The 25,007-nt window shown below is 42.5% G+C and carries 21 protein-coding genes and 3 pseudogenes; 15 read left to right on the top strand and 9 right to left on the bottom strand.

Annotated elements, in window-relative coordinates:
• Nucleotides 1–522: 522 nt before the first annotated feature.
• On the bottom strand, nt 523–3,042 hold the full coding sequence (locus tag CWO27_RS17245) for an FG-GAP-like repeat-containing protein (RefSeq protein WP_107899280.1): 2,520 nt from the start codon (nt 3,040–3,042) through the stop codon (nt 523–525).
• A gap of 633 nt (nt 3,043–3,675) precedes the next feature.
• Between CWO27_RS17245 and CWO27_RS17240 the strand changes: the two genes are divergently transcribed.
• From CWO27_RS17240 to CWO27_RS17225, 4 genes are all read left to right on the top strand, one after another.
• Complete coding sequence (locus CWO27_RS17240) at nt 3,676–4,770, top strand: methyl-accepting chemotaxis protein (RefSeq protein ID WP_102431294.1); 1,095 nt, start codon at nt 3,676–3,678, stop codon at nt 4,768–4,770.
• Between the two features lie 176 nt (nt 4,771–4,946).
• Nucleotides 4,947–6,989 (top strand): FUSC family protein, encoded by a 2,043-nt coding sequence (locus CWO27_RS17235; protein WP_102479716.1) that lies wholly within the window; start codon nt 4,947–4,949, stop codon nt 6,987–6,989.
• A 193-nt stretch (nt 6,990–7,182) separates the two neighbouring features.
• On the top strand, nt 7,183–8,259 hold the full coding sequence (locus CWO27_RS17230) for an acyltransferase family protein (protein WP_107899279.1): 1,077 nt from the start codon (nt 7,183–7,185) through the stop codon (nt 8,257–8,259).
• A gap of 239 nt (nt 8,260–8,498) precedes the next feature.
• A complete protein-coding gene (locus tag CWO27_RS17225; RefSeq protein WP_048658464.1) occupies nt 8,499–8,744 on the top strand; it encodes a hypothetical protein in 246 nt (81 codons plus the stop codon).
• 58 nt (nt 8,745–8,802) lie between these two features.
• Here CWO27_RS17225 and CWO27_RS17220 read toward each other — a convergent pair whose 3' ends face one another.
• Nucleotides 8,803–10,614, bottom strand: coding sequence for a PLP-dependent transferase (locus CWO27_RS17220; protein ID WP_107899278.1), 1,812 nt, complete (start codon nt 10,612–10,614; stop codon nt 8,803–8,805).
• Nucleotides 10,615–10,756: 142 nt separating this feature from the next.
• Here CWO27_RS17220 and CWO27_RS17215 point away from each other — a divergent pair, with 142 nt between their 5' ends.
• Nucleotides 10,757–11,212, top strand: a complete 456-nt coding sequence (locus CWO27_RS17215) for an Lrp/AsnC family transcriptional regulator (RefSeq protein WP_017106082.1) — start codon at nt 10,757–10,759, stop codon at nt 11,210–11,212.
• 33 nt (nt 11,213–11,245) lie between these two features.
• Here the strand turns inward: CWO27_RS17215 and CWO27_RS17210 are convergent, their stop codons facing one another.
• Nucleotides 11,246–11,716, bottom strand: a complete 471-nt coding sequence (locus CWO27_RS17210; protein ID WP_102479172.1) for an arsenate reductase/protein-tyrosine-phosphatase family protein — start codon at nt 11,714–11,716, stop codon at nt 11,246–11,248.
• 197 nt (nt 11,717–11,913) lie between these two features.
• On the opposite strand from CWO27_RS17210, the gene CWO27_RS17205 reads away from it, so the two are divergent.
• Both CWO27_RS17205 and CWO27_RS17200 read left to right on the top strand, forming a co-directional pair.
• Nucleotides 11,914–14,388 carry a PAS domain-containing hybrid sensor histidine kinase/response regulator gene (locus CWO27_RS17205; protein WP_102479173.1) on the top strand — a complete coding sequence of 825 codons (2,475 nt, stop codon included), beginning with the start codon at nt 11,914–11,916 and terminating at the stop codon, nt 14,386–14,388.
• A gap of 210 nt (nt 14,389–14,598) precedes the next feature.
• Nucleotides 14,599–15,459, top strand: a complete 861-nt coding sequence (locus CWO27_RS17200) for an endo alpha-1,4 polygalactosaminidase (protein ID WP_102431299.1) — start codon at nt 14,599–14,601, stop codon at nt 15,457–15,459.
• 370 nt (nt 15,460–15,829) lie between these two features.
• On the opposite strand, the pseudogene CWO27_RS17195 reads toward CWO27_RS17200, so the two are convergent.
• Nucleotides 15,830–16,167, bottom strand: a pseudogene (locus CWO27_RS17195) (cytosolic protein).
• Nucleotides 16,168–16,337: 170 nt separating this feature from the next.
• Between CWO27_RS17195 and folK the strand changes: the two are divergent.
• The 4 genes from folK to folM all read left to right on the top strand — a co-directional run bounded on the left by folK (nt 16,338) and on the right by folM (nt 18,704).
• Nucleotides 16,338–16,835 carry a 2-amino-4-hydroxy-6-hydroxymethyldihydropteridine diphosphokinase gene (folK, locus tag CWO27_RS17190; protein ID WP_048668616.1) on the top strand — a complete coding sequence of 166 codons (498 nt, stop codon included), beginning with the start codon at nt 16,338–16,340 and terminating at the stop codon, nt 16,833–16,835.
• 127 nt (nt 16,836–16,962) lie between these two features.
• Entirely contained in the window at nt 16,963–17,334 is a 372-nt protein-coding gene (folX, locus tag CWO27_RS17185; protein WP_048664833.1) for a dihydroneopterin triphosphate 2'-epimerase, read from the top strand.
• A gap of 18 nt (nt 17,335–17,352) precedes the next feature.
• Nucleotides 17,353–17,991 carry a GTP cyclohydrolase I FolE gene (gene folE / locus CWO27_RS17180; protein WP_102431301.1) on the top strand — a complete coding sequence of 213 codons (639 nt, stop codon included), beginning with the start codon at nt 17,353–17,355 and terminating at the stop codon, nt 17,989–17,991.
• Nucleotides 17,988–18,704, top strand: coding sequence for a dihydromonapterin reductase (folM, locus tag CWO27_RS17175; protein ID WP_102479175.1), 717 nt, complete (start codon nt 17,988–17,990; stop codon nt 18,702–18,704). Before folE ends, folM begins: the two co-directional genes overlap by 4 nt.
• Before the next feature lie 71 nt (nt 18,705–18,775).
• Here folM and CWO27_RS17170 read toward each other — a convergent pair whose 3' ends face one another.
• From CWO27_RS17170 to CWO27_RS17160, 3 genes are all read right to left on the bottom strand, one after another.
• Complete coding sequence (locus CWO27_RS17170) at nt 18,776–19,144, bottom strand: hypothetical protein (RefSeq protein WP_102479176.1); 369 nt, start codon at nt 19,142–19,144, stop codon at nt 18,776–18,778.
• A 15-nt stretch (nt 19,145–19,159) separates the two neighbouring features.
• On the bottom strand, nt 19,160–20,032 hold the full coding sequence (locus tag CWO27_RS17165) for a patatin-like phospholipase family protein (RefSeq protein WP_102479177.1): 873 nt from the start codon (nt 20,030–20,032) through the stop codon (nt 19,160–19,162).
• A gap of 83 nt (nt 20,033–20,115) precedes the next feature.
• On the bottom strand, nt 20,116–20,454 hold the full coding sequence (locus CWO27_RS17160; protein WP_004734781.1) for a hypothetical protein: 339 nt from the start codon (nt 20,452–20,454) through the stop codon (nt 20,116–20,118).
• A gap of 508 nt (nt 20,455–20,962) precedes the next feature.
• Between CWO27_RS17160 and CWO27_RS17155 the strand changes: the two genes are divergently transcribed.
• Nucleotides 20,963–22,471, top strand: coding sequence for a DUF3360 domain-containing protein (locus CWO27_RS17155; RefSeq protein ID WP_102479178.1), 1,509 nt, complete (start codon nt 20,963–20,965; stop codon nt 22,469–22,471).
• Between the two features lie 106 nt (nt 22,472–22,577).
• On the opposite strand, the pseudogene CWO27_RS23500 reads toward CWO27_RS17155, so the two are convergent.
• Nucleotides 22,578–22,712 (bottom strand): annotated as a pseudogene (locus CWO27_RS23500) (alpha/beta fold hydrolase); the annotation flags it as partial.
• Nucleotides 22,713–22,785: 73 nt separating this feature from the next.
• Between CWO27_RS23500 and CWO27_RS17150 the strand changes: the two are divergent.
• Both CWO27_RS17150 and CWO27_RS23800 read left to right on the top strand, forming a co-directional pair.
• Complete coding sequence (locus CWO27_RS17150; RefSeq protein ID WP_017085640.1) at nt 22,786–23,043, top strand: hypothetical protein; 258 nt, start codon at nt 22,786–22,788, stop codon at nt 23,041–23,043.
• 59 nt (nt 23,044–23,102) lie between these two features.
• Nucleotides 23,103–23,225 (top strand): hypothetical protein, encoded by a 123-nt coding sequence (locus CWO27_RS23800; protein WP_258183960.1) that lies wholly within the window; start codon nt 23,103–23,105, stop codon nt 23,223–23,225.
• 119 nt (nt 23,226–23,344) lie between these two features.
• Here the strand turns inward: CWO27_RS23800 and CWO27_RS17145 are convergent, their stop codons facing one another.
• Nucleotides 23,345–24,217 (bottom strand): alpha/beta fold hydrolase, encoded by an 873-nt coding sequence (locus CWO27_RS17145; protein WP_107899277.1) that lies wholly within the window; start codon nt 24,215–24,217, stop codon nt 23,345–23,347.
• Nucleotides 24,218–24,459: 242 nt separating this feature from the next.
• Here CWO27_RS17145 and CWO27_RS23910 point away from each other — a divergent pair.
• A pseudogene (locus CWO27_RS23910) lies at nt 24,460–24,868 on the top strand (integrase); the annotation flags it as partial.
• Nucleotides 24,869–25,007 lie beyond the last annotated feature (139 nt).

The following is a 25,007-nucleotide window of genomic DNA, read 5'->3' as shown; positions in this document are numbered from 1 at the left end:
TTTTTTCTAGGTTGCTATCACTATTTGAGCATATACCTTCAATTTCTTTAATATTCACATCTCTATGTGAACCATTTAATAACACAAGCTATTTCCTTATTGATATTTTAATTGGGATATTGATGATAACTTACATTATATGTTTTTTTAAATAACTTTAATTATTTAAGGTTTTGGTAAATTAGGAATAGTAAAATTAGAATACAACTAATTTAGAGATTAACTTAATTAGAAATTAGTTTATTAGAAGAATATAAAAAGGGATTACACATTAAATGTCTATAAATTTTCTAATTATCTTCAAACATGCATTTTAGGAGTTTTATATAAAAAATCAGGTAAGATTATGTCGTCATTCCATGGCCAAATAAAATAAAAAGAATATGGTTATAGGGGCTGAATTGTAGGTGCTAAAACACATCGCATAGAGAAGTCGTTCTACTAGTCATAGAATGACCTCCAACATTTATGCAGGCCCTCCTATTGAAAGGAGGGCCTTCGTAGCTATAGCGTCCCTTGTAACTATCGCGTCCCTTGTCTAACTTCTTGCTCTCTACCGTTTAAGTCTCTATCAGAGTCACCGTATAACACATGAACGGTACCATCATTGTTGTTACCGCCACTGCCTAGGTCTTCAAATGGAACACCTATAACGAGATCGTCCTTGTCATCACCATCAAAATCTCCAGCCATCAAGCTGTAGCCAAACTTGTCGTCCTTTTCGACGCTACCAGTGATATTGTTTTTATTTTGATTGTATTCACGGCTTCCGCTTAATCGTAAGCCGTTACCAGAACCAAAGAATACATCCACTTTGCCTCCATTGTCCTTGCCCGCCAAGTCTTCCGTTGGTGAACCAATAGCTAAGTCTTGATAACCATCACCATCAAAGTCTCCAGTCGTTAGTGCGAAACCAAATTTATCATCTTTTTCAGCGGAGCCATGCACACCAGACTTGTCTTGATGAATCTCACGAATGCTATTTCTTGAAGGGCCACTGCTTGTACCTCTGAGCACGAAAACAAATCCGTCATTATTGTTTCCGCCAGAGCCCAAATCCTCGTATGGAACACCAATAACGAGCTCATCAATGCCGTCATTATTAAAATCACCAGCTGCTAGCGTGTAGCCAAAATGGTCGTTCTTTTCAGCACTGCCAGCAAAACCACTTCTATCACCATGGTAAAAACGATACTCCATCGTACGAAGACCTTGAGTGGTGCCAAAAAGCACAACAACCATCCCTTCATCATCACCATCACCTAAATCTTCATATGGCGCGCCAACCGCCAAATCGCCTAGCCCATCGCCGTTAAAGTCTCCAGCCGCTAACTCATGTCCAAAACGGTCATCTTTCTCTGCTGCCATGCGCTCTAAGCCGGAGTTATTTTGGTGGAACCTACTAATACGCTTCTTACTTAGCCCATTGCTGGTGCCATAGCTCACATAGACTACGCCTGCATTATCTTTAGAGCCGATATCTTCATATGGAGAACCGATGGCCAGATCATCATAACCATCCCCATCGAAGTCGTGGCTGGCTAATGCGAAGCCAAACTTGTCTTCTTTTTCTTGCTTGCCCTTACTAATATTGGCTTCTTTTAATAATTGATAGCCTGAAGTAGTGAGTCCTTTGTTTCCTCCATACAGCACAGTGACCATACCAACATTAGATTTCCCATCGATATCTTCATTTGGGGACCCAATGGCAACATCATCAAAACCATCATTGTTAAAATCGCCGCTCGCTAACGCAGAACCAAACAGGTCACCGCCTTCGGTAAACATGCCAGACAGTCCGCTAGAGTCTTGGTGAAAGCCTCTGGAACTCAACATACTCAAGCCTTTTGAAGGAAGTGAATCACCTCCGTAAACCACCGTCACTGCGCCGGCATCATTATCACCATTGATATCCTCAGTCGGGTAACCAACAAGCAAATCAGCCACGCCATCTCCGTTGTAATCACCACTAGAGAATACCTTGCCAAATGAATCGTCCTTTTCAGCTCGACCACGAACCATGACATCTCGGTTATTCAAATTAAAATCAATAATTTTCCTGTTTTTACCTTCAGAAACGAAATCTCGTAAAACAATGTTCGAACGGCTTCCCTTGTGGTAATGGTTGTAAAGCCAACCGATGGAGTTATGTTTCGCAGTTTTAGCATCATACTCTTTCAAGTTTGTCGAAAAGCCCGTCACGTTTTTGCAAAATAGATTAATACTTAAGGTACATAATGCTGTACTGGCCAGGGTTTCAGCCACACCTTTGAGAATTACCTCCGCAGTGGGAGTAACAATGTGCTGCTCCGTATATAGTCGATTGTTGTTTGCGCTTCGACTCTTAGCTAACTCCGACGAAATCCAATTTCCTATTTTATTAGGGTTTTGATAGATGTCCTCTTTGTAATAGCTATTTAGACGTTGGCGCGGCCAAAAACTGGCCCCACATCCAGACACACTTTTATCAGGTATAATAATTAAGTTTCCGGCTTTAATGAGATCTTTGTATTTAGATGTTGGTTTTAACTCATTTGTTATTAGATGCTTTGAGATGGAATTGTTAGTACACAAGGATTGATAAAAATTATCAGTGTTAGTTACATTACGGACAAATGTAGACTTTATGATGACGATTTCGCCTCGGTTTTCATCTAAGAACTGGCTTACCTCATTTAAAATGTTGTCGATTTTTCCGTAAATAAGCGAGTGAGCAAAGTAATACTCCCCTCGGTCTTCATATATTCTCAAATCTAAAAAGCGTGTACCGGCATTCAACTGCTTTCTTACACTCAAATCTTGTGTCTCAGACCAGTCTCTTAGTTTCGAAAGTGGGAAATTAACGCCGGCTGCCTTTTTACTATAGTTTTGCGCGTCGTAAGCACCGCTATCGTGGCTCCCCGGAATAATAATATTGTTAAGCGGAGTATCTCGCCTTGTGTTACTGAAAAGATCCTCCATCCACCTCTCGGTGCTATAACTCAAGGCAGGTTGAGAATTCAAAGCGAGTATAGCCGCTAAAGCCAATGTCTTTATTTTCATTTTTTTAATCCATTAAAGTTCGATATGAGATATTTTTAGCTATGACCATATCTACTATTGAGTGCATGACGTCCCATATACGAAGTATTTCCCGTCACTATAGAATGCTTATATCCACAATAATTAAATGGTTCTAACATTTAATTATTGATAAATAAAATATTATACAAACGAGTGATAACAAATGTGAATGTTAAGGTTTTATTTATTCATTAGCAAGCCTATTGCAATCTGAATATTAGAAAAATTAATAATGACAACCAACTTAATAAGAATTCATTCTAAAGAGTATTAAGTGAAAATTTGTTCAAAAAACAACCCTACCTCTTGCATTAGTGCGTTCTAATTTAAACGATAATTAAGACTTAACATTAATAATGTTAATCAACATAAAACCACCTATTAAACAGTATTATGAAAGCTGGTAAAAATAGATAAAAAACTAAATATCCAAACAAAAAAGTGATTTACTAGTCATTAATCAACCTAGCCAAGATAATAAGGCTAACAACCTAATAATATTTTGTTACAATCCAACCGGTAATTATTACCTTTAAAACCAATACGTTATCAACCCCGAGCTTCATTATCAGCCCCTTGAATAGCTTTTCGCTCTATACATATAGGTATTTTATGTTTGGAATAAAACAAATAAAACTAGAAAACCAATTACTAAAAAAACAACTAGCCGAACTAAAAAAGAAGCATCAATCTGATATTAATGCTCTCGAAATGGAATTAAATAAGTCGCAAAACCTTGCTCAATCGACACATCAACAACATCGTAACAGTAGTGAAATGATGTCTAATTGCTTGAAAGGTGGAGATATGCTCAAAACCATTCAAAAAGAGATGGTTGAAAGTGCTAAATCTATGGCTCATGAAAACCAAGAGCTTCAACAGCTAGATGATATGTTTAAACAAACACATCAAGCATTGGTTCGCCTAGACAACCGAGCAATCAAGATCAGCGATCAGGCGTCTCAAAGCATTCAATCTGTGGATATATTGGATCATACGGCTGGTGCTATTTCTAACCTTGTATCAACTATTCAAGAGATTTCTGACCAAACGAACTTACTGGCGCTAAATGCTGCTATCGAGGCCGCTCGCGCGGGTGAGGCTGGACGCGGGTTCGCTGTCGTCGCCGATGAAGTAAGAACCCTTGCAGGTAAAGCCAGCGAAGCCAGTGAAAAAATTGATTCATTGGTGAAACAAGTTTTGACTCAAGTAAATGCGATTAAAACCTCTATCGGTGAAAACCAAGTTTGTGCAGAAGAAGTGTCAGCATCTTCTGCACAAATTAGCTCAATTGTTAATGAAGTCGTCGTGAAGTCGGAAAACATGAAGCAAGTTATTCATATTGCTTCCACTCGCGCTTTCTTGGATTCGGTGAAGCTCGATCACGCCATTTGGAAAAATAACACCTATCGTTTACTCCAAAGCGGTGCCTTTAGTGAAACGATCAACACTCACTCAGAGTGTCGTTTAGGTCAGTGGTATTATCGTGGTGATGGCAAGGCTTACAACCACCTGAGAAGTTATCAATTGCTTGAAGAACCTCATAAACAGGTGCATGACAATGGTCGTAAAGCAATGAATCAAGCAGCATCTGAGGACATTGAAGGAACAATTAAATCAGTTAAAGCTATGGAAGACGCAAGTATCCAAGTCGTGTTCCAAATTGATCGTTTAATGAATGAAATTATAGAAACTGAATCAATGTAGTTTTTGTCGAGCTCATAGATACCGTTCAGACCAGAGATCCAACGAGTAGGTCAATCCCAAGCATCTTGATATCTTCAAATTTTATTCGTGGCACTCTATAGTTACAGAGTGCCACTAAATGATTGGATTCTTTTCTAAAGTTGGTCCATCTAACAAGTAAAAAACAAGGTATCCACATGACGTTCTCCCCTGCCATTCTACGTAAGATCTGGTACGACCCAGCCATCAATTTGGGGCTTCGTGCCACCAGCGCCATTGTACTATTTCTCGGTTTAGGCGTGTTGTTCAACCAACCCGCTATCGCCATGACTGCACTGATGACAATGCCAGCCGCCTTAATTAGCGGGCTTGACGCTGCTGGCCCTAGGCGGTGGACGCGCTTTGCTATTACCGCCACCACTTGGGGAGCCACTCAAGCCATAAGTTACCTACTACTTATTAGTGGACTGCCTTTATGGATAACCTTTGGGGTACTTGGTGCCGTACTTGCTAGCGCTGCAGTCAATGGGCCATTTTGGGGGCGACTAGGCATGTCGAGCCTATTAATAGCCGTCGTCACCCTCTCACTTCATAATTCCAATTCAGCACTAAGCTTGTACCCTATGTTGGTACTCGGGCCTCTTACTTTTGCGCTCTTTAGTTGGCTTTGGTTTGCGTTATGGAAGCACTATGCGCTGCGTGTGTGTCTATCCGCAATTTACGAAACGTTGGCAGATTACATCCAATATCGCCAAGTATTCCTGCTAGGTAGCGAAAATGATGCACCGAAAAGACGCATCAAATACCAACTCATCGAGTTGTTCCAACAGGCTCTTCAATCCGAATCTTTTCGATCTAAGCAAGCAGATGCTAGTTCACTCCGACAAGCTTTGTATCTCGCTCTCGATACGTTTGAAGTGATACTCAGCAGCCACACAACGAATCCCGATCTAATGAACCAATTTCAGTCCAGCAAACACAAACGAGACTTGCTATTGGTTTGGAGCCAACATTGTCAGCAAAGACTAAGACACAAAGCAAAACAGCTTCTACACAACACTAACGAAGAGATGAGGCACTTAAGCTCATTAGAGCAAGAAGCCAATGACTTGATTGAAGCGGTCAAGCTCGAAGACCAACCCCGTTTTCGTTATTGGGCATACGCAGTGAAGCACATTTCCCGTCGTATTGAGCTTAATGAACCCGCTTATGAACGCTCTTTTGAAGTTCAGCCGTTCGAATTGTCTTTTCGCCTACCAAGCCGAGGCAACCCTATTTGGCGTCATGTTACCCGTGTTAGTTTGATGTTTTCCCTTGGTGCAGGAATTGCGGAATATTTTGAATTGATTCGCCCGGACTGGGTGCTGATTTCAATGCTAATGGTGATTCAGCCTAGCTTCTTAGCAACACGAAGTAAAACATGGCAGCGCTGTTTAGGTACGGCGCTTGGCGTGCTATTCGCCACATCTTTGATTCACATTGGTGTGCCAACGACCGCGATGTATACGCTAATTGTCATTCTCTTGCCCGTCGCGATGCTTAATATCATGCGCCATTACTCACTAGCCATTGGTTGTATTACCGCGCTATTGATTTTGGTTTATCAGGCCATGGCACACCAAGGGCTCGACTTCGCAGCGCCACGTTTGATCGACAACATAGTTGGGGGCGCGATTGTCCTACTCGGTTATAGTTTGTTATGGCCTCAATGGCGAGGCAAAGAGATCCACAATCAAGCGTTAAAAGCGCTTAATAGTTCCAAAAACTTGTTTGTGTATTGCTACGAACAGCTACAAATTGACACCGAACAACATGACCATCTTGCATTAACTAAGCAACGTGCTGCCATGTTAACAGCCGAAAGCGACCTTGAACTGATTTACAATGAGATGCAGCAAGAGCCTAAGCACACTCGCACCGATCCTCACTATTACGAAGACATGCTGAGTCACTATCGATTATTGAGCCATTACCTCTGCTTGCTGATTCCACTTGTAAGAAAAGGCACCCAATACCAAGGCTCGCAACAAGTCGAAAGCTTGATTCATAATGCGATGGATGCGTTGATCAATACCATTCGTGATAACCGCATCCATGAACTGCCAGCGCTAACCAATCAAACCGATGCCGAGCACCCCACTTCTACAACAGGTCAACGCTCAGTCGAAGAAATCATCTGGTTGGCACTGATGACAATAAAGCAAATGCACGATTTAGTTAGGCGTAACTTAAAGCAATAACTTCGGTTTGTATCTGCAGATACGATTTCCATCTAGTTCGCCTAATTAGCCGACCTAACTGACTTAACCGTTTTCGTCAGTGGTTGAGAAAGGTTAAGTCGTATTTATGAATAAAATCAGAAAAGGTAACGTTTAATCAGGTCTATAGTTTAATAAGGGGTAATTCGACGCCAACACAAAAAGAGAAATTTATATGTTTCTACAATCAATAAGTAATTTTAGAGGGATTACCATCATTCTAATCGTCATGGGACATTCGTACACTTACGGGTTATCAAGTACAGGTGAGATTGGAAATGTTCTAAAAAACATAATAACAGGAGGCACGTCGCTCTTTGTTTTTATATCAGGTTATATGTTTTACCACGTATTCTACCCTCGCTATGGTTACAGTAAGTTCATTAAGGGAAAGTTTAAAAATGTAGGTGTGCCTTACTTGCTTCTTGGGAGCATCGCTGTTCTCGCTTACTATTTACTTAATTCGGGCTACTTTAATCCTGTTGAGTACATGGTTGACCCGGAAAGTGCGTATCGCAATGGCGTACTGTTTCAGCCATCAGATTCAGATGCCACCACCGCATTAAAGTACATGTTAACGGGGCATTTCCTCACTGCTTATTGGTATATCCCCTTTGTTCTTCTGTGCTTTTTAACTGCTCCTATGCACATGCTTTTTATCAAATCCGCCCCAAAATTCCAGCTTATTATTATTTGTTCCCTTTCGATACTCTCTCTGTTTATACATCGTGCTGTTGAAGGGACTAATCCACTCCAGTCTCTAGTGTATTTTACGCCTATATATTTGATCGGAATTAGTGTGTGTATGAATAAAGATAAAGTAAGTCAGTACCTAGATAATAAAACGTTACTTTTATTGTTATTCGTTGTTGTAATACTCTCTTTTTATCAAAGTTACACTGGCATCAATGGCAACTCACATAAGCCCTTTTTTGAGTATGATGGGATAGATGTGGTTTTTATTCAAAAGATTGCCCTCATCTTTTTACTTTACGGCGCGCTTGAAAAATTGAGTTTTAAATCCAAATGGTTAGATACAAGCTTTGCGATATTTTTCATCCACCCTTGGTTGCTACTGATCCTCGAAATCGCAGACGCTAAATACTTCGGCGGCACCGTGAAAAGCGACTTTAACATTACTCTCTACATAGGAATCTGCAGCGGAATTGTAGTCACATCCGTTTTCTGTGCGAAAATAATGAAGATGGTATTTAGAGGCAGCAAAAAAACAAGATACTTAATCGGCTATTAGGCTAAAACGCTCTCTATTGCTCAATCTACACTGCACTTTAAAGGTCGCATTCAGTTACCCCCTTTTTCTAGAATCAATAAGAGATTCAAGAAAGTAAGACGTGCCCGACTGTATTCCATTGGATTACTGTATTTACACTAGCTTCTTATAGTTAAAATGCCGTATGGTACAAACCATAGAATTATAAAGACTTGCGGCCTTTGCCACAGAGACTCTCCATTTAAACGAAAAGACTGACTATGAATTTTGATATCAATGCACTGAAACACCACCAACTGGTCGAAGATGGTCAACTAGAAGGGTGCTACATTCATCAGCCTGTACAGGGTAGTCTGCCAGACGATAAAGCGGTTTTAGCAGAGCGCCAAGCACTGGAAAAACTAGGTTATAAAGTCGTTCAAGTTAAAGCGAAGGGCGGAACAACAACCTTTGCTGAGGCTATGCAAAAATTCGCCAAGAAGACTGGTCATCAGACCAAGGACTAAGAAATTGGTTAGAGATAAGCACCCTGCCGATTAATAAGTCAGCAGGGTGTTTTTTTATTTACTGAGTGAGCTGACTAAACTTCGGCAAGTTCTTCACAAACCTCTGGTGTACATCCATATAAGTTTGCATATAGATTTCATCGATACGGTCGTTACTCGGGAAGCTCGATGAGAAATCAGCGTGTTTGCGGTCAATCGATAACTTCGCTGCTTCGATAATATGAGCAATGAACATGCGAGGATCTTCTAAGCCAATAGAGATACGCATTGTGGTTGGTCTGATGCCGGCTTCATTGAGAGCCTCATCGCTCAGCTCTGAGTGCGTGGTCAGTGCCGGACATAACGCGACTGTATTGGTTTGCCCTAGGCTCACTTGCATACCGATTGCGGGCTCAAGCATATCGAAGAACTGTTTAAACCCATCTCGATTGATTGGTGCGCGATGGCCGTTCCCTTCCATATCGATAGTAAACAGCGCCGCGGGTAATCCTAAGTACATGTTGTTCTGGCAATGCTCATAGTTATCACTGTCTGGCAAAGCAGGACACGACACATTGATGTCTGGGTGAGCATCAAAGATCTTTGCGAGAGTCAGTGTATTAATGGTTTTTTGCACCACACGCATCTCATAGGTTTTCATGCCATTGAGCACTTCAAACGCTTTGTCTGCATCTAAAAATGCGCCTTTAATGTAGTACACATTCCAAAACAACGTTTCGTTCCATGGAATAGTGACCTCATCGCCGTTAGGCTTAGTGCAAGTGACCTCTTCTCCTTTTGGAACAAACATGGTCTCGTTGCGGCCAATCACAACCCCAGCGGTTGTGGTGCCAGAACCCGCCAGTTCTTTGGTGTAGGAGTGAATCACATAGTCTGGCCTTTCCATCACATCATCGCGTTTTAGTACTGGGTGCAACAATGGAGTGCCGACTGTCGAGTCAACAATCACATCCCAACCACGAACGTGACCAGCTTTGCTTATACTCGCAACATCCAACACGTATCCATGCGGGTTACACGGTGACTCAAGGTAAACGTAGATCTTCTTACCCGCGGCGAGGCGACCTGCGTATTTTTCGGCAACCTCATCAAGGCGAGTCGCAAACTCATCTCCTGAGTAACCATCCACCCACTCTACCGCGATATTCAGATTCGACGGCTTGCCAAACCAATCTTCCAACAGCTGGTAAGAACCGCCATAGATGTTACGTGAAGCCAGTACAATGTCCTCATACCCAAGCAAGTGACTCAACAACCCATCAATGGCCGCCATCCCAGAATTAAAGTTCCACGCGAGGTATTCGTTGGCTCGAGAGCCGGCCTCAATATCAACCATGTGGTTAGCCAGTGAAATCGATGTTGGGTTAAGCAGTCGAGAATAGATATCGTGCAGCGGCTCTTTACCGTTGAACGCATCTTCAATCCATTCTGTGCACGCAAACAAATACGTGGCAGTGCGCGTAATAACCGGGCTTGCCGAGAAGATAGCAGCCACATTATCGAAAATTGGATACGCACCTTTAGACGCAAAATTACCATTATTGGTGGCAATGGATTGGTAAGTGGCACGCATTGGGTTTTGCAGGTTGTCGAGGATCTTAGCGATCTGGAATGACAAGAAACGTTTCGCGTTAAACCAAGCAATTCGGTCACTCTTGTCGAGCTCTGAAAGGCCGTCGACGGTCAGTGCCCAAAGGTCGTGTGTTTTGGTATTGGCTTGGTACAGTGTCGTCGCCAGTTCAATCAGCGTGACGCCGTAATCACTGTTTGGGTCGATACCAAAGTGCTTTGCTTGCTCAATGGCTAGGGCTTCTGCTTGTTCATGTTTGGTTGTTTTACGCAGCGGGCTAAGTTGAGTTGAAGTATGCATAGTTCCTAAGTCATTCCATGCTTGTTGTTCCTCCTTTAATTTTAGTTTTGTGCAGATGTTAAAAATTGCTATTTGCGAAGTAAGACATACACTTTGAGCAATAATATTGCCAAACTGAATTCAATATTGATGGATTATGCCAATGGATGAGATCGACAAGAAAATACTGGCTGAACTGCAAAACAACGCTCGGCTGACGAATCAAGAGTTGGCCGATCGAGTGGCACTTTCTCCCTCCCCTTGTTTGCGCCGAGTTCGCTCATTAGAGAAGCAAGGGATTATTCGCGGTTATCACGCCTGTATCGATCAAGAAGCGTGCGGCCTGCCCGTGAATGTGTTTGTGTTGGTGAAGCTTGAAAAGCCTACCGAAGAGAACATGCGAGACTTTGAACAGCACATTGAAGCAATTGATGAAGTGTTAGAGTGTTTTTTAATGACAGGTAATCACGACTACCTATTGCATGTGGTGAGCGAGTCTCTCAAAAGCTACGAGCAATTCATCCGCAAGCAGTTAACTCGCCTACCCAATATTGCTTCAATTGAATCTAGCTTCGCGTTTGGGCAGGTAAAGACAAAAACAAAATTACCTGTAAGGTGAGTAAATCCGCGTTAAACCAAACTCAGAGACCATTTAGCCGTTTATTTGTGCTATTGCCACAAGTTGCGCCACTTTAAGATCTATTTGTTCTACAACCCCTCTTACAAACTGGGTCCTTTCGCTCCCTGACAGCTCTAGGGCGGCCGCCAGATTTGGGATAGCCCAATGGAGCCTATGGGGTACGTGAGAGCAAACCACGTTGACGCATCCGACAAATAAGTTGCACTGCTCGTTGCTCGATTGGTCACAAAGCGTAATCACGTAATCGAATCTTTCATTGGTCTTTTTGAATTCAAATACTGTCTTACTTTCGCCCTTTATTACAAGGTCAAGCACGCTAGACAGCTCATCTAAGATAGCTTTAGGGGTTTCTCCCGTCTCAAAACCAGAGCAGCTAGCTTGAATCATCCCGTTGGATTGCTTCTCAACCATCGCTTTAGCGATAGCCGCTCTTACACCTTTCTTCACGCATACAAACAGGACTTTAATGGGAGTGGCATTCATGTTTAACATGCCCCTTTCGTATTAACATTCGTATATTAAACATAGATATCTAAGCACGTTTTGCAATATCTCGGCTAATCAAAGGCAATAAGAATGAGGCCAGTCATTCGACAAAAAGGATAAACAAGCTCATAAACAAGATATCTATCCTATATTTTTTATATAACTCCGAAAAATAACATGGAAGTCATTTAAGCATGACCAAGCTATCTTCAATTAGCCCCAAAGTGTTGCTTGTACTCTTTCTCTTGCTTACGTCTTTGACCTACGGCGGCATTTCACTTTATGTACTCTCTAATCACAGCCAATCGACAGTCAAACAACTGCAAAGCGGTAACAGTAGCTTTGAGCTTGAGTCTGCCAAAATTTTTATGGAAAAGTATCTCGAGGTTGCAGAAGACCGCATTGTTTTAGCTTCGCAATACCAAGGGGTCATCGACGCAGTGTCGGTCTCAAATATAGAACGGCTCTCATTTCACCTTGAGCGATTCAAAGGGCAGAACCAATCAATGCAATTTGCCGTGCGAGACCGCACCGGTCAGCTGTTGTTTGAAGATACATTTCGTCATCCCGCATCAAAGCAAGAGCAAGCTATCTTTGGCGCGATAGCGAATCAGGAAGTCGATGATCGTATCCTTTACCTTTTGCATGATGATGCCAACCACATTTGTCTCAAGCTATTTATGCCGTTACTTCAAGGCAGTGATTTCGTAGGCGTTCTATATGGTGAAACCGCTGTCGATTATGATGATTTCTTTGGCTCGTTTGTCACGAAACGAGAGCGTTGGTACGAGCTTAGTCAAATAAGCTCACCGATCGCATCTCTTATTGAAGAAGATGACTCACATGGCCATCATTCACACATACCAATTAAAAATAAATACAGTGAAGAAGACTGGCTATTGACTAAAACGGCTTTAACGAAAGGTGATTTAGTATTAACTCAAGGGATAAGCCGCTCTTTTGTCACCAATCAGCTGTTAAGCTTACAGAAGGAACTGTTAAATGGGCTTTTGATTGTCTTAGCACTCAGTTCAATTTTAGTGTTTTTTATCGGGCAAAAATTGTTCGTTAATCCCCACAAAGAATTGGCAGGCTCCAAAAAGCTCCTTGAGGAATCCAACAAACGATTAGCAGAGCAAGAACGTGAAAGTCATCTTCTTGCCACCGTAGTCAAGACAGCCAGAGATGGCGTTGTGATAACCGATAATAAGGGGCGTATAGAGTGGGTAAACAATGCTTTTGAACGAATGACAGGTTATCGCTTAGACTCCATCAAAGGGTTAAGGCCAGGCTCATTTCTACAAGGTGAAGAGACTTCTGTTAGCACAGCAAATCGAATAGGTTCTGCGATTCAACAGGGGAACCAAGTTAAAGCGGAAATATTGAATTACGCGATCGACAAAACGCCCTATTGGATTGATATTGATATTGTACCTTTACGCAACGTTAAAGGTGAAGTTGAACGCTTCATTGCCATTGAACGTGATATCACAGAATTTAAGCAGCTTGAAAAAGAATTAGAAGAACAGGCAAACAATGCGCGCCAGGCAAATGATGCAAAATCACTATTCTTGGCGACAATGAGCCATGAAATTAGAACTCCAATGAATGGCTTACTGGGTATTCTACAGATGTTGGTTGAAGACTTGGAAAAAGCTGAGCAAAGGGAAGTTCTTCAGTTAGCACTCGACTCAGGCGAGCACTTAATTGCCATCCTTAACGATATTCTAGACTTAGCCAAAATTGAGAATGACAGTTTAGAAATTGATCCACATTCATTCAAAATGTGCGACATCACTAACCCCGTATTAAACACTTATCAAACCTTATGTTCAGAAAAAGGGATTGAGTTTTCTTTGCTAGATAACAGCAATACCTCCTCTGTCTACAACGGTGATTCAGTTAGGATCCGACAAGTCATTCTAAATTTAGTTGGGAACGCATTGAAGTTTACAGCAAGTGGTTCGATTACTGTCAGTATCACCCCCCTGGAATACTCTGCGGTGGAGTTTACGGTCGAAGACACAGGCATCGGCATCCCAGCAGAAAGACTGAGCTCAATCTTTAATGAGTTTGAGCAAGCAGATGTCTCAACAACTCGGCATTATGGTGGGACCGGACTTGGGTTGGCAATTTGCCATAAACTTGTGACCTTGATGAACGGCAAACTTACTGTACAAAGCGAACTTGGTACAGGAAGCAAGTTCAGCTTTGTCATAAACCTACCATCAATTAAGGCCGAAGATGATAAGCATCCAATAACAGAGCAAGTCGATCTGTCTCCATTTAAGATTCTTGTGACGGATGACAATAAAATGAACCTTATTATCGCCAAAGGATTCTTGGATAAATTAAACGTAGAGTGCGTTACCTGTAATAGTGGCTTTGAGGCTTTAACACACTTAGAATCAGGTGGTTTCAACCTATTCATTATTGATAACCATATGCCGGAAATGAATGGTTTGGAAACAGTTCGAAAAATACGACAAGCTGGACATGATGACCTTGTTATCTTTGGCTGGACTGCCGATATCATGCAAACATCAACTCTAGCTTTTATTGAGGCAGGTGCAAATGAAGTGTTAACGAAACCACTGATTAAGTCAGACTTAGTGGAGGCACTTTCTCGTTACCTCAACCAAATAAAACCCATAGATAGAGCAAGCTAGCCGTCGTTTGCTCTGTATTATTGATGTAATATAAACAGCACTACCTTTTATCTAAATTTCATAGTCGCTAACTCTCTAACCCACCAACCTCTTTCTCGTAGAGGTTTATCAATAATCTTTCTTGGTAACAAATCACCCAATAGAAAAACAATCATTGATGCAGATTGATTTGTAAAATACATTCATCAAAACAATCAAATGGAGATAATCGTGAAATACTTATTAAGTACTCTTCTTTGTGCTGTCATTCTTTCTGGCTGTAATTCGAGTGATGGTGGAGAACAGTCTAATCATACAAACTCTCGAGTTATTCTTGAACCGAATGTAGCCCCTATTACAACCGGTTCTTGGTACCGCCCGCCTGTTTCAGTCACGTGGCAATGGCAGCTAGAAGGCAATTTAAACACCTCTTACTCTGTCGCTCTCTATGATGTAGACCTTTTTGATACGAGAAATACGACAATACAAAATTTACAACAATCAGGAATAAAAGTGGTGTGTTATTTTTCAGCAGGCTCTTATGAGGATTATCGAGATGATAGAGAACTCTTCTTGCCAAACACGCTTGGAAACACACTTGATGGCTGGGACAACGAACGCTGGCTTGATATTCGTTCGGCTAACGTTCATTCAATCATGAAAAAACGTCTGGATATTGCCAAGAACAAAGGTTGTGATGGTGTTGAACCTGATAATATGGATGGGTACACCAACAACTCTGGGTTCAATCTGACTTCTCAAGATCAGCTCGCGTACAATCGATTTATTGCAAACGAGGCGCATAAAAGAGGCCTTGCGGTCGGATTAAAGAATGACCTTGACCAAATAAGTGAACTGGTCGAGTACTTTGACTTTGCTGTTAACGAACAATGTTTTGAGTACAACGAATGTGATGCACTGCTGCCCTTTATTAATCAAGGAAAACCCGTTTTAACAGCGGAGTACTTAGATAAGTATGTGAACAACCCCAATGAGAGAGCAGCAATATGCCAAGAATCTAGGGACAACCTATTTAGCACCCTAATCTTACCTTTGGATTTAAACGACAGTTTTAGGTTTAGCTGTTTGTAATGCGCGCGTAATCCTAAAAATAACTGAACCGAAACTATCTAGAGCGGTTTAACTATCATATATAGCGACTAGAGAAAAAATGTGTGCATTATAGAGTTTGCTATTGTCCAAAATCTTGAGCCCAGAACCAAAAGGTATTGCCTTATTTCTTACTCGCCACAAGAACAAGGGCATCGAGAGTGCGAGGCTTAAGTTTTATTCATCGAATAATTACAGATCCCCTACTTCACCGCTTCCATTGATGCTGTTTTGTACAGTTTAGCATTGGTACATAGCCTCATTCCTCAAGGTAGTAAACAATTAATTACCTTGGCAAAGGTTGGTAGGTTGAAAAGGAAAGTAAGGTAACTCATAACTCACTGAATCACTCTCAGTCCATACGGGTAATGAAGGTTTGTTCGTCATCGACAAATGCCACATAGTCGCCGTGATAAATAAACACCGACCTCGCCCTTCAACGATACACGCAAGCTGTGGGTTCAAATCTTCTTCAAGATCTTTACTTTGATACGTACCGGTATCGGTGATCACACCGCGGAGTGTAGGTAAAAATCCATAGCTGCGCTTGGCTTGATCAATCAGGCTCAATTCACTAGCGGTCGAGAATCAAGAGGGGATTGGACCAGCATCTTCGATAAACATAGTTTTCAGTTCTTCAAAAGCTGTAATTACCAGCCAGTCGATGCCGTTAACATGATGGATAAACATTGTTTATAAATACCTAGATTCTCGATAATTCTAATGCGGAGATTCTATCACTATCAGAGGCGATTTGCGGCAGAACCCTATTTTCTTTTATCTTCCTGTTTTTAAGAGGATGCAAAGCTGATCTTCATCGCGAGTTGGACGTATAGGCTCCTTAACAAGAAGGAAATACTATGGCCAACGTCTATGTCAGCATCGGAAGCAACATTAACCGCGAACACCACATCACTGAGTCTCTCAAAGCATTGAATGAACGCTTTGCACCGCTGCACATTTCTAATTTTTACGACTGCGAGCCTGTCGGCTTCGAAGGGGATAACTTCCTAAATTTGGTCGTTGGATTCGAATGTGACCTCCCTGTCGCAGAGCTAGTTAAGGTTCTACATCAAATAGAATCAGAGAATGATCGCAAGCGTCAGACCAAAGCCTATGCTTCACGGACGATGGATATCGACATCCTGCTTTATGGCAATCAAGTAGGCGTTATCGATGGCGTTGAGCTGCCTAGAGGCGAGATCACTGAGTACGCATTTGTGCTCAGGCCGTTAGTCGATATTGCCGCGAAAAAATCCCACCCCACGCTAGACATCTCCTTTGAGCAACTCTGGAACAACTTCGATCAGTTAAGCCAGAAAACCGAACCCATCCCGTTCGAGCTAAGTTTCACTTAGCCCGCACATGACTGGAAAAAGAATGACTGCAACAGGAACGACTTAACTCTTAATCGCGTGAGCTTTACTGATCTTTTCTTAAAACAAGCACGTAACTGACTTCACTTTCTAAGGATTGGACACTGTTATGAATCACAACGCCATTATCACCATTACAAACCTGAGACTCAGAACCTTCATCGGTTTCAACGAAGAAGAAAAATCTAAGCAGCAAGACATCGTCATCAATGCAGAAATCCATTATCCCGCCAACAATCTATGTCTTTCTGATGACGTGGACAATGCGCTTAACTACAAAAACATCTGCAAGAAGATTATCCAACACGTCGAATCAGGAAGGTTTCTGCTTTTAGAAAAGTTAACCAGCGACGTACTCGGTATTTGTATCGATCATCCATGGGTACGATACGCCCAAGTGAGAATTGACAAGCCTCATGCTCTTCGCTTCGCTGATTCCGTTTCGCTCACCCTGAGCTATGAAGCAGAACTCGAAAACTAATTAATAAGGAGCGACTCAATGCTAAACACAGAAGCCGAAAAAGTAAGAGAAGCTTTACTCGCTAAAGGACTTGAAACCCCAATGACAGCGAGCGAAATGAACCCCGACCAAAAGTACAACCGCATTAAAGGGCTGTTAACTGAAGTGGTCAGTACGCTTGGGCTCGATTTAACTGATGATAGCCTTGCTGAAACGCCCCATCGTATTGCAAAGATGTACGTACATGAGATCTTCTCAGGGCTCGATTACAATAACTTCCCAAAAATCAGCGTTATAGATAACAAAATGTCCGTTGATGAAATGGTTAAGGTGTCGGACATAGATCTAACTTCGACGTGCGAACATCACTTCATTACCATCGATGGTTTAGCGGAAGTGGCCTACATCCCTGAAAACAAGATATTGGGGCTGTCTAAAATCAACCGTATTGTTCGATTCTTCGCCCAGCGCCCTCAAGTGCAAGAACGCCTTACTCAGCAAATCCTAGTCGCGATACAGACTCTAGTCGAAACAGAAAATGTGGCCGTGACGATTAAAGCCACTCATTATTGCGTTAAATCCAGAGGCGTCATGGATGCAAACTCTGAAACCTCAACAACCGCTCTCGGTGGAATTTTCAAAACTAACCCTCAAACCAGAGCTGAGTTTTTACGATGAGTGAAACGATTCTAATAACCGGCGTTGGAAAAAGACTCGGCTTCGCACTGGCGCAACAACTTTTAGCGGATGGATACAACGTGGTCGGCACCTACCGCAGCGACTATCCTCAACTGCAATTGTTGCGCGACAATGGAGCCGATTTGCAGCAAGTCGACTTTTATCAACAAAGCAGCCTAGAAGAATTTCTTCATTATGTTGGTCAAGAATATAAGACACTCAGAGCCGTCATACACAACGCTTCCGACTGGAAGCCTGAGAACAAGACAACCCCCAGTGACAATGCATCACAAATCATGCACCAAATGATGACGATCCACGCTACCGTGCCTTATCTGTTCAATTTAACACTCAAAGACCAACTGATGTCTGGCGATAAAACTTCAGACATCATCCACATCAGTGATTACGTTGCAGAAAAAGGCAGTAAAAAACACATCGCTTACGCGGCCAGCAAAGCGGCACTCAACAACCTGACGCTGTCTTTTTCAGCAATGCTGGCTCCCAAGGTCAAAGTAAATACTCTCTCTCCAGCCATGATTAAGTTCAATGAACATGACGATGAGGCATACAAAACCAAAGCTCTGAAGAAAGCTCTGATTCCCACAGAAGCTGGCTTTGAGGAAATAATAGATGGCATCAAGTTTGTGTTGGCTAGCCACTACATGACAGGAAGAACTTTGCACCTTGATGGCGGCAGACATTTGAAGTGATGCTCTTACATTGTCTGCTACCTAAAACGGCTGCAATATAGAGAATGCTGTTAACTAGAAACCGCTATAACCTAGAAACTGCTATAAGAATGAGGAAGGCGATTTTCTTCATCCCAGCCGGACAACTCAATATTGATCAATGAGTTGCGCTTCTCATTACAAAGTGAAGCAATATTGATGATAGGCAACTGGCTACGAAACTGTGCGGCAAGGATAACCTTTTTACTTTCACTCAGGCTGTCTCGGCATTGCGCCAAAACCGCTTCAGTATCTAGCTGATGTGCGTTCTCGATAACCTGAATATCAGCGCTCTCTTGATAGCACTCTATCAGCCAAGATACGGCAGCTTCTTCTGAGCTAGTGAGTACGATGACATCTTTTGTTGCCATAAGCTCGTGGAGTTCAAGCTCTTTTAGTTCAGTTTCCATAAATACTCTCATTCAGCAGCAAATACATTAAAGTCGATTGCCCAATTTAGCCTGTGCCAAATGGTAGCCTCTATCTATCATCTCTTGTGAGCGATCAAACTCTAAGGTGCCACAGGCATTACGAGGGATCTCAAGCGTAATATCGGCGGGATAAGCGGCCAGTTTTTGGCGAGCAATGGTCGATTGCATCGCATCAAACGCTTGGTTGGCAATGTCGTAGGCAGCAAAATTAAAGCTCATTTTGCTTTTTACACTGCTACCAAGATTATCGATAAAGTGAACGACCTTTTCATGCAGGTTACTCTCTTTTGTTGGCAGGGAAACCGGTGTCACTTCTTGCTGAAGCGTTTCAGGTTCACCGCCTAAATTCACAGCCAGAGTAAAGTCTGTCTTATCACCAAAGGTAGGCGCAATCGGTACAGGGTTAAGTACACCGCCATCAATCAGCGCTTCGCCATTAATAACATGAGGAGTGAAGAACAATGGCAAAGAGATAGAAGCGCGAATGGCATCAAACAGAGAGCCTGATTGCAGCCAAACCTCTTTTTCATCGGCGACGTTGGCAGCGACAGCGGTATAAGGGATGGGCAGATCTTCAATTGAAATCTCGCCGATCAATTCACGTAGTGTGTCGATGATCTTGTCCCCTTTGAACATCCCGCTCGATTGCCATGAAAAGTCCAACATCATCGCCATATCCGATTGGTCGATACTGGTGACCCACTCTTCAAATTCATCCAACTTGCCCGCAGCGTAGACACCACCGATAAGTGCACCAATTGAACAGCCAGAGATGGATTTTATCTGATAGCCATGCTCGATTAACCAACGGATGATTCCAACGTGAACCAAGCCTCTTGCGCCACCACTGCCAAGTACCAATGAGACCGTTTTTGCCATCGTATTAATCCTTTAGTTTTTAATTCTAGGGGAGCTAACTCGCCGATTTACCAATTCGCAGATCTCAACTCACTGAGTCACTCTCAGTCCATACGGGTAATGAAGGTTTGCTCGTCATCCACAAAAGCCACATAGTCGCCGTGATAAATAAACACCCGACCACGCCCTTCCACTATACACGCTAGCTGTGGGTTCAAATCTTCTTCAAGATTTTCACTTTGATACGTGCCGGTATCAGTGATCACACCGCGGAGTTTAGGCAAAAATCCATAGCTACGCTTGGCTTGATCAATCAGGCTCAATTCACTGGTGGTAGAGAAGTAAGCTGGGATGGGACCAGCATCTTCGATAAACATCGGTTTCAGTTCTTCAAAAGCTGTAATCACCAGCCAGTCGATGCCGTTTACGTGATGGATAAACATTGTTTATAAATACCTAGTTTCTCGATAATTCTGATGCGGAGATTCTAACACTATCAGGGGCCAAACGTAGGAGAAATTGAGCTACTAGAGGCAATCCCTACCCCTGCTTATTACCCAATATATCCAACATAAAACCGGACCAGATGTCACTATCAAATCACACCAGAACGTAACCAAGCATGCAGCCAAACGTAAGTCGTTGGACTTTTTTCTGGGCCTTTAAAGTCGAACCATTTGTTGTTGAAAGTGACTTTGTTATTCCTGAAATTAAGAGCCTACCAATAAACAGACACATACTACCTACAGGGTCTAATACTAGTCGTCCGATTCTACGACTAATGTCTAACCGACTGAGTCTATTTGTTTTTTTTGGTTTGGTATAAGGTACTAACAACTAAATGTTAATGAATTTTTAATGATAGGTTGACGCATTGTTTACACTTCATGCCGTGAGTCAACAACGTTTGTTGGAATAACACACCTCAGAGTGTGAACGAAAGGAATCAAAATGAGCAGTACTTTAGAGTCCGTAAATATACCAAGAGAAAAGCCTCAAACCATTGAGAACGAGCTCTCCTATGAACAACAACACAAACCAAGTTCAGAGTTTGAATCCCGAGAACAGTATCTAGAGCACGAATTACAAATCATGTCGCCTAAGCGCTGGCGTCCAAATTTGCCGTTTAAAGATTATCGATTTGAGATAGAAGACACCATCCCAGCGATGGCGGCGACCATTGGTAAAGTGGTTATGGTGGGCGCGATTGCTGCCACCTTTGCAGGGGCTCTAGGGTTAAATGAAGATTTTATTCTAGAAAACGTCCGTTATGAACTCCTCATCGCCTCTGTTTTCATTATTATTTTCTCTGGCTTCCTATTGCCGACCGCTAACCTCGCCGGTACACACGGTCCACTCATTCCTTTAATTCCGATTGTCGTTGCGGCTGGCGGACACCCAATGGCCTTTGGCTTGTTGATTGGCGCTTTTGGCTTACTCTTAGCCATCAGTAAAGGTGGCAGTATGCTGGCCAACCTCACCAGTAAAGGCGTGTGTGGCGGCTTGCTACTCTACCTCGGCTTTGTGGGAACCGCTTCTCAGGTGAAAAAACTATTCGCTTGGGCTGAAGGAATCGGTATGAGCCACATCGCTTTTGTTGTGATCTTTTGCACCATCATTCTGTACGCGCTCTTGGAGCACTTCCGTAAGCGTTGGTTAGCTGTACCTCTTAGCTGTTTGCTGGGTGGTACGATTGCATTTGCCATGGGTGCCCCATTCGCTTTCCACACTGAGCCAGGCTTACCTAACATGAACCCTATGTATTGGTGGGGAGAAGATACAGGCTGGATGCTAGGTCTACCAACGATTGAGCACTTCATGGTGGTATTGCCGTTTGCGATTCTAGCGGTAGCGATGTGGTCTCCAGATTTCTTAGGGCATCAAGTATTCCAAAAGATCAGCTACCCAGAACGTACTGAAAAAGTACACATGAACATTGACGACACCATGACTACAGCGTCTATTCGTCAAACGTTTGGTTCTCTGCTTGGTGGTACTAACTTTACGTCTTCATGGGGTACTTACATCGTACCAGCTGCGATTGCTAAACGCCCTATTCCTGCGGGTGCTTTGCTAACGGCTCTGTTCTGTATCATCGCCGCAGTTTGGGGCTACCCGATGGATTTAGCTATCTGGCAACCTGTGCTTTGTGTAGCGCTGATTGTTGGTGTATTCGTTCCATTGTTAGAAGCTGGAATGGAAATGACGCGTGAAGGGAAAACCACCCAATCAGCAGCGATTGTTGTATTTTCCTCAGCGCTCGTTAACCCTGCATTTGGTTGGGCTCTCACTATGCTGTTAGATAACTTAGGCTTAGTTGGTTGTAAAGAACGTAGTAGCGAACTGAGCAAGATGAGCCGTTGGGTGCTGCCAGGCATTATGTTCGTTGTGCTAACAAGTGTGATGGCGTTGGTTGGCCTTCTACCGGGAATCCCAGCGATTATCCCAAGCTTTCGTTAAGCTCGATTAATCTTTGGTTTTAATCGGAACACAAAAGGCCTCGCACACGCGAGGCCTTAGTTTTATCTATCAACTATTACATCCATCTTTTAGCAACTATAGCGCCCTACTTCACTGACTTAACCGCATTTTTCAGCATTGTGTTGAACTGCTGTGGTTGCTCAAGCATTGGGAAGTGGCTTGAGTCTTCAATGTAGTAAATACGGTAATCCTTGATGTATTTCCTGTTCGCCTCTGAATCCGCCGATGTCGAAATTTCTTGCTAAAAAGGTAGAAAAGTTTATAGTATTTTTCAGATAAAGTTGAGAGTCGATATGTCATTACAGAAAAAACAATCCAAAGTATCACTGAACATCAAAATCTCATCAGACTTAGATGTTCGTCTTAAACGAGCGAGAAAAGCAGCGCGTGAACAAGGGCTAATGTTCAATGTATCTCAAGAAGTTGAAAAATTTCTTGAGAAGGAAATAAAGAAAGTGGAACGCCAGCTATCAATCGATGAAGAGATTAAGAATAACCTCGAGGATCTTGGTGGGCTTAATATCGATAAAATGATGAAATCAATGGATTAATCAAAACACTAACATATTGATTAAACTGAATTTAAAAATGACAAAACGTGGAGATGATTATGGGCACAATAATTGGACTGTTAATTTTGGCTGGTATCAGTGTATTCCTAAAGCGTCAAACGGGGCTTCATTTGCATGAGTGGATTGCAAAAAAATATAAAGAATCTCAAGACAAAAAATAATGGACTCTATCAGATTGACAGGCTCCATCGATTTAACTTAAAAAACTAAGGCCCCGCACATGCGAGGCCTTGGTTTTTATATCAACGATTACATCCATCTTTTAGCAACTACAACCGCCCTACTTCACTGACTTCACTGCTTTCATCAACGTTGCGTTGAACTGCTGTGGTTGCTCAAGCATTGGGAAGTGGCCTGAGTCTTCAATGTAGTAAATGCTGTAGTCTTTGATGTGTTTCTTGTTCGCTTCTGAATCGGTTGGCCATAAGCGAGCGTTAACCAATATTACTGGCACGTTCACGTTCTCATACACACGGTGTGCTTCGCCTGTCACATATTGACCTAGATAATGGCGAAACTGGTTTATCGCGATAGCTGGCGGTGCTGACGACATGTCTTGCGTTACCCAGTAAAGTAAATCCGCGTCTATGTCTTTTGGTAACGAGTCTTTCACGAACATAGTAATGCCCGCTTGGAAGTCTGCTTCAAACGGTTTGGTCATTGCATCTAGGTCGCTTTGTGAAACCGCTAGTGCGACGTTTTGCGATGTATCGACACCAACAATGCCCTTCACCCTTTTCGGCATTAGTTTAGCGGCTTCTGCAATTACGCCACCAGCCATGGAATGCCCAACTAAGATGACGGATTCGAGTTGTTCTTTCTCGATGATTGCTTTGATGTCTTCAGCGAATGCAACCATGGTGTACTCTTCGCGGTTGAACGATGAGTTACCGTGCCCTGCTAAGTCCATGGTGATGACTTGATAGTGTTTTGAAAACTCACTCACTTGGTTTTGCCACAACCTGCTGTCTAAGCTCCAACCGTGAATGAAGATCAGCGCCGTTTCCCCGCTCCCACTAGTGCCATACGCAATTTGCTCACCATCGTGAGATATCGCAATACCGTACTTAACTGTTGAATCATGAGCTATGGCACTCATGCTACTAAGCGTCATGAATACCAAAAGTGTGATGTATAGAATTAAACGTTTCATAGTGTCTCTCTACTTACTTTAGAGGGAACACAGAAAGCGCCCCTCTCAATCAATATAGCCACTATAAAGTGTGAAGTTGTAGACAGGTCAATAGTGATTTAGATAAAGGCCTCTCCCGTGATGGTGACTTAACCAACTCGTTTCTGCCCCAAGACGTGTTTAGAACGCATGAAACCATCATGAGATTTATTTAGGCAACAGCCTGTTGGACAAACTCTCAGATTCAATTGTGCAAGAGGTTCTTGCCCTATTGCGAAACAACTTGTTTCGTCAAAAAACCTTTTCGGATTGAGGAAATTTTGCGGAACAGAACCAGATTAGAAATTGAAAATAGTTTGACGCAACTTGCCTTGCTCAACTTAGCCATTGATAGCAAACTTAGAGCGAGTAATTTGCTTTCCCTCAGGGCTTGCGAGGTCTCTTCGCAAAATAGGATGTTTAGCCATGTTAAGAATATTCAGCAAAAAATAGACATTGAAGTCCAATTTGAGAAAAAGATAAGAACTCGACAGAGTCTAATGAAATGGGTTTTGATGGCTTCCTACATGCCAGCAATTTTCTTTTCAAAGCCAAAGATTAGCTATTCGTACTATATGAGGGTATGGGCTTCTTGGATTGGATCCTAACTTGTATGGCACTCACTCCATGAGGTGAACAAAGGTAGATAACACAATCCGCTACTTTGAAAGTTGTTACCCATTCACCGCTACACTTGATTATTTTCAATACGTTAAGTGCAAATACTACTAATCTGTCCAAGGTTTAGAGGACCTTGAACAGATTAGGTATA

It is taken from the genome of Vibrio sp. 10N.286.51.C3, assembly GCF_003050065.1.
Lineage (GTDB): Bacteria > Pseudomonadota > Gammaproteobacteria > Enterobacterales > Vibrionaceae > Vibrio > Vibrio crassostreae.
The sequence above is the reverse complement of the archived record's forward strand: the minus strand, read 5'-3'. Positions and strand labels throughout refer to the sequence as shown.

Bases quoted from the DNA above. Each gene is read 5' to 3' on its own strand.
- CWO27_RS17220 (WP_107899278.1), bottom strand. From the start codon at position 10,614: ATGCATACTTCAACTCAACTTAGCCCGCTGCGTAAAACAACCAAACAT.
- CWO27_RS17230 (WP_107899279.1), top strand. From the start codon at position 7,183: ATGTTTCTACAATCAATAAGTAATTTTAGAGGGATTACCATCATTCTA.
- CWO27_RS17165 (WP_102479177.1), bottom strand. From the start codon at position 20,032: ATGGCAAAAACGGTCTCATTGGTACTTGGCAGTGGTGGCGCAAGAGGC.
- folX (WP_048664833.1), top strand. From the start codon at position 16,963: ATGAATCACAACGCCATTATCACCATTACAAACCTGAGACTCAGAACC.
- folM (WP_102479175.1), top strand. From the start codon at position 17,988: ATGAGTGAAACGATTCTAATAACCGGCGTTGGAAAAAGACTCGGCTTC.
- CWO27_RS17205 (WP_102479173.1), top strand. From the start codon at position 11,914: ATGACCAAGCTATCTTCAATTAGCCCCAAAGTGTTGCTTGTACTCTTT.
- CWO27_RS17155 (WP_102479178.1), top strand. From the start codon at position 20,963: ATGAGCAGTACTTTAGAGTCCGTAAATATACCAAGAGAAAAGCCTCAA.
- folE (WP_102431301.1), top strand. From the start codon at position 17,353: ATGCTAAACACAGAAGCCGAAAAAGTAAGAGAAGCTTTACTCGCTAAA.
- folK (WP_048668616.1), top strand. From the start codon at position 16,338: ATGGCCAACGTCTATGTCAGCATCGGAAGCAACATTAACCGCGAACAC.
- CWO27_RS23800 (WP_258183960.1), top strand. From the start codon at position 23,103: ATGGGCACAATAATTGGACTGTTAATTTTGGCTGGTATCAGTGTATTC.
- CWO27_RS17160 (WP_004734781.1), bottom strand. From the start codon at position 20,454: ATGTTTATCCATCACGTAAACGGCATCGACTGGCTGGTGATTACAGCT.
- CWO27_RS17210 (WP_102479172.1), bottom strand. From the start codon at position 11,716: ATGAATGCCACTCCCATTAAAGTCCTGTTTGTATGCGTGAAGAAAGGT.
- CWO27_RS17225 (WP_048658464.1), top strand. From the start codon at position 8,499: ATGAATTTTGATATCAATGCACTGAAACACCACCAACTGGTCGAAGAT.
- CWO27_RS17150 (WP_017085640.1), top strand. From the start codon at position 22,786: ATGTCATTACAGAAAAAACAATCCAAAGTATCACTGAACATCAAAATC.
- CWO27_RS17245 (WP_107899280.1), bottom strand. From the start codon at position 3,042: ATGAAAATAAAGACATTGGCTTTAGCGGCTATACTCGCTTTGAATTCT.
- CWO27_RS17235 (WP_102479716.1), top strand. From the start codon at position 4,947: ATGACGTTCTCCCCTGCCATTCTACGTAAGATCTGGTACGACCCAGCC.
- CWO27_RS17170 (WP_102479176.1), bottom strand. From the start codon at position 19,144: ATGAGAGTATTTATGGAAACTGAACTAAAAGAGCTTGAACTCCACGAG.
- CWO27_RS17215 (WP_017106082.1), top strand. From the start codon at position 10,757: ATGGATGAGATCGACAAGAAAATACTGGCTGAACTGCAAAACAACGCT.
- CWO27_RS17240 (WP_102431294.1), top strand. From the start codon at position 3,676: ATGTTTGGAATAAAACAAATAAAACTAGAAAACCAATTACTAAAAAAA.
- CWO27_RS17145 (WP_107899277.1), bottom strand. From the start codon at position 24,217: ATGAAACGTTTAATTCTATACATCACACTTTTGGTATTCATGACGCTT.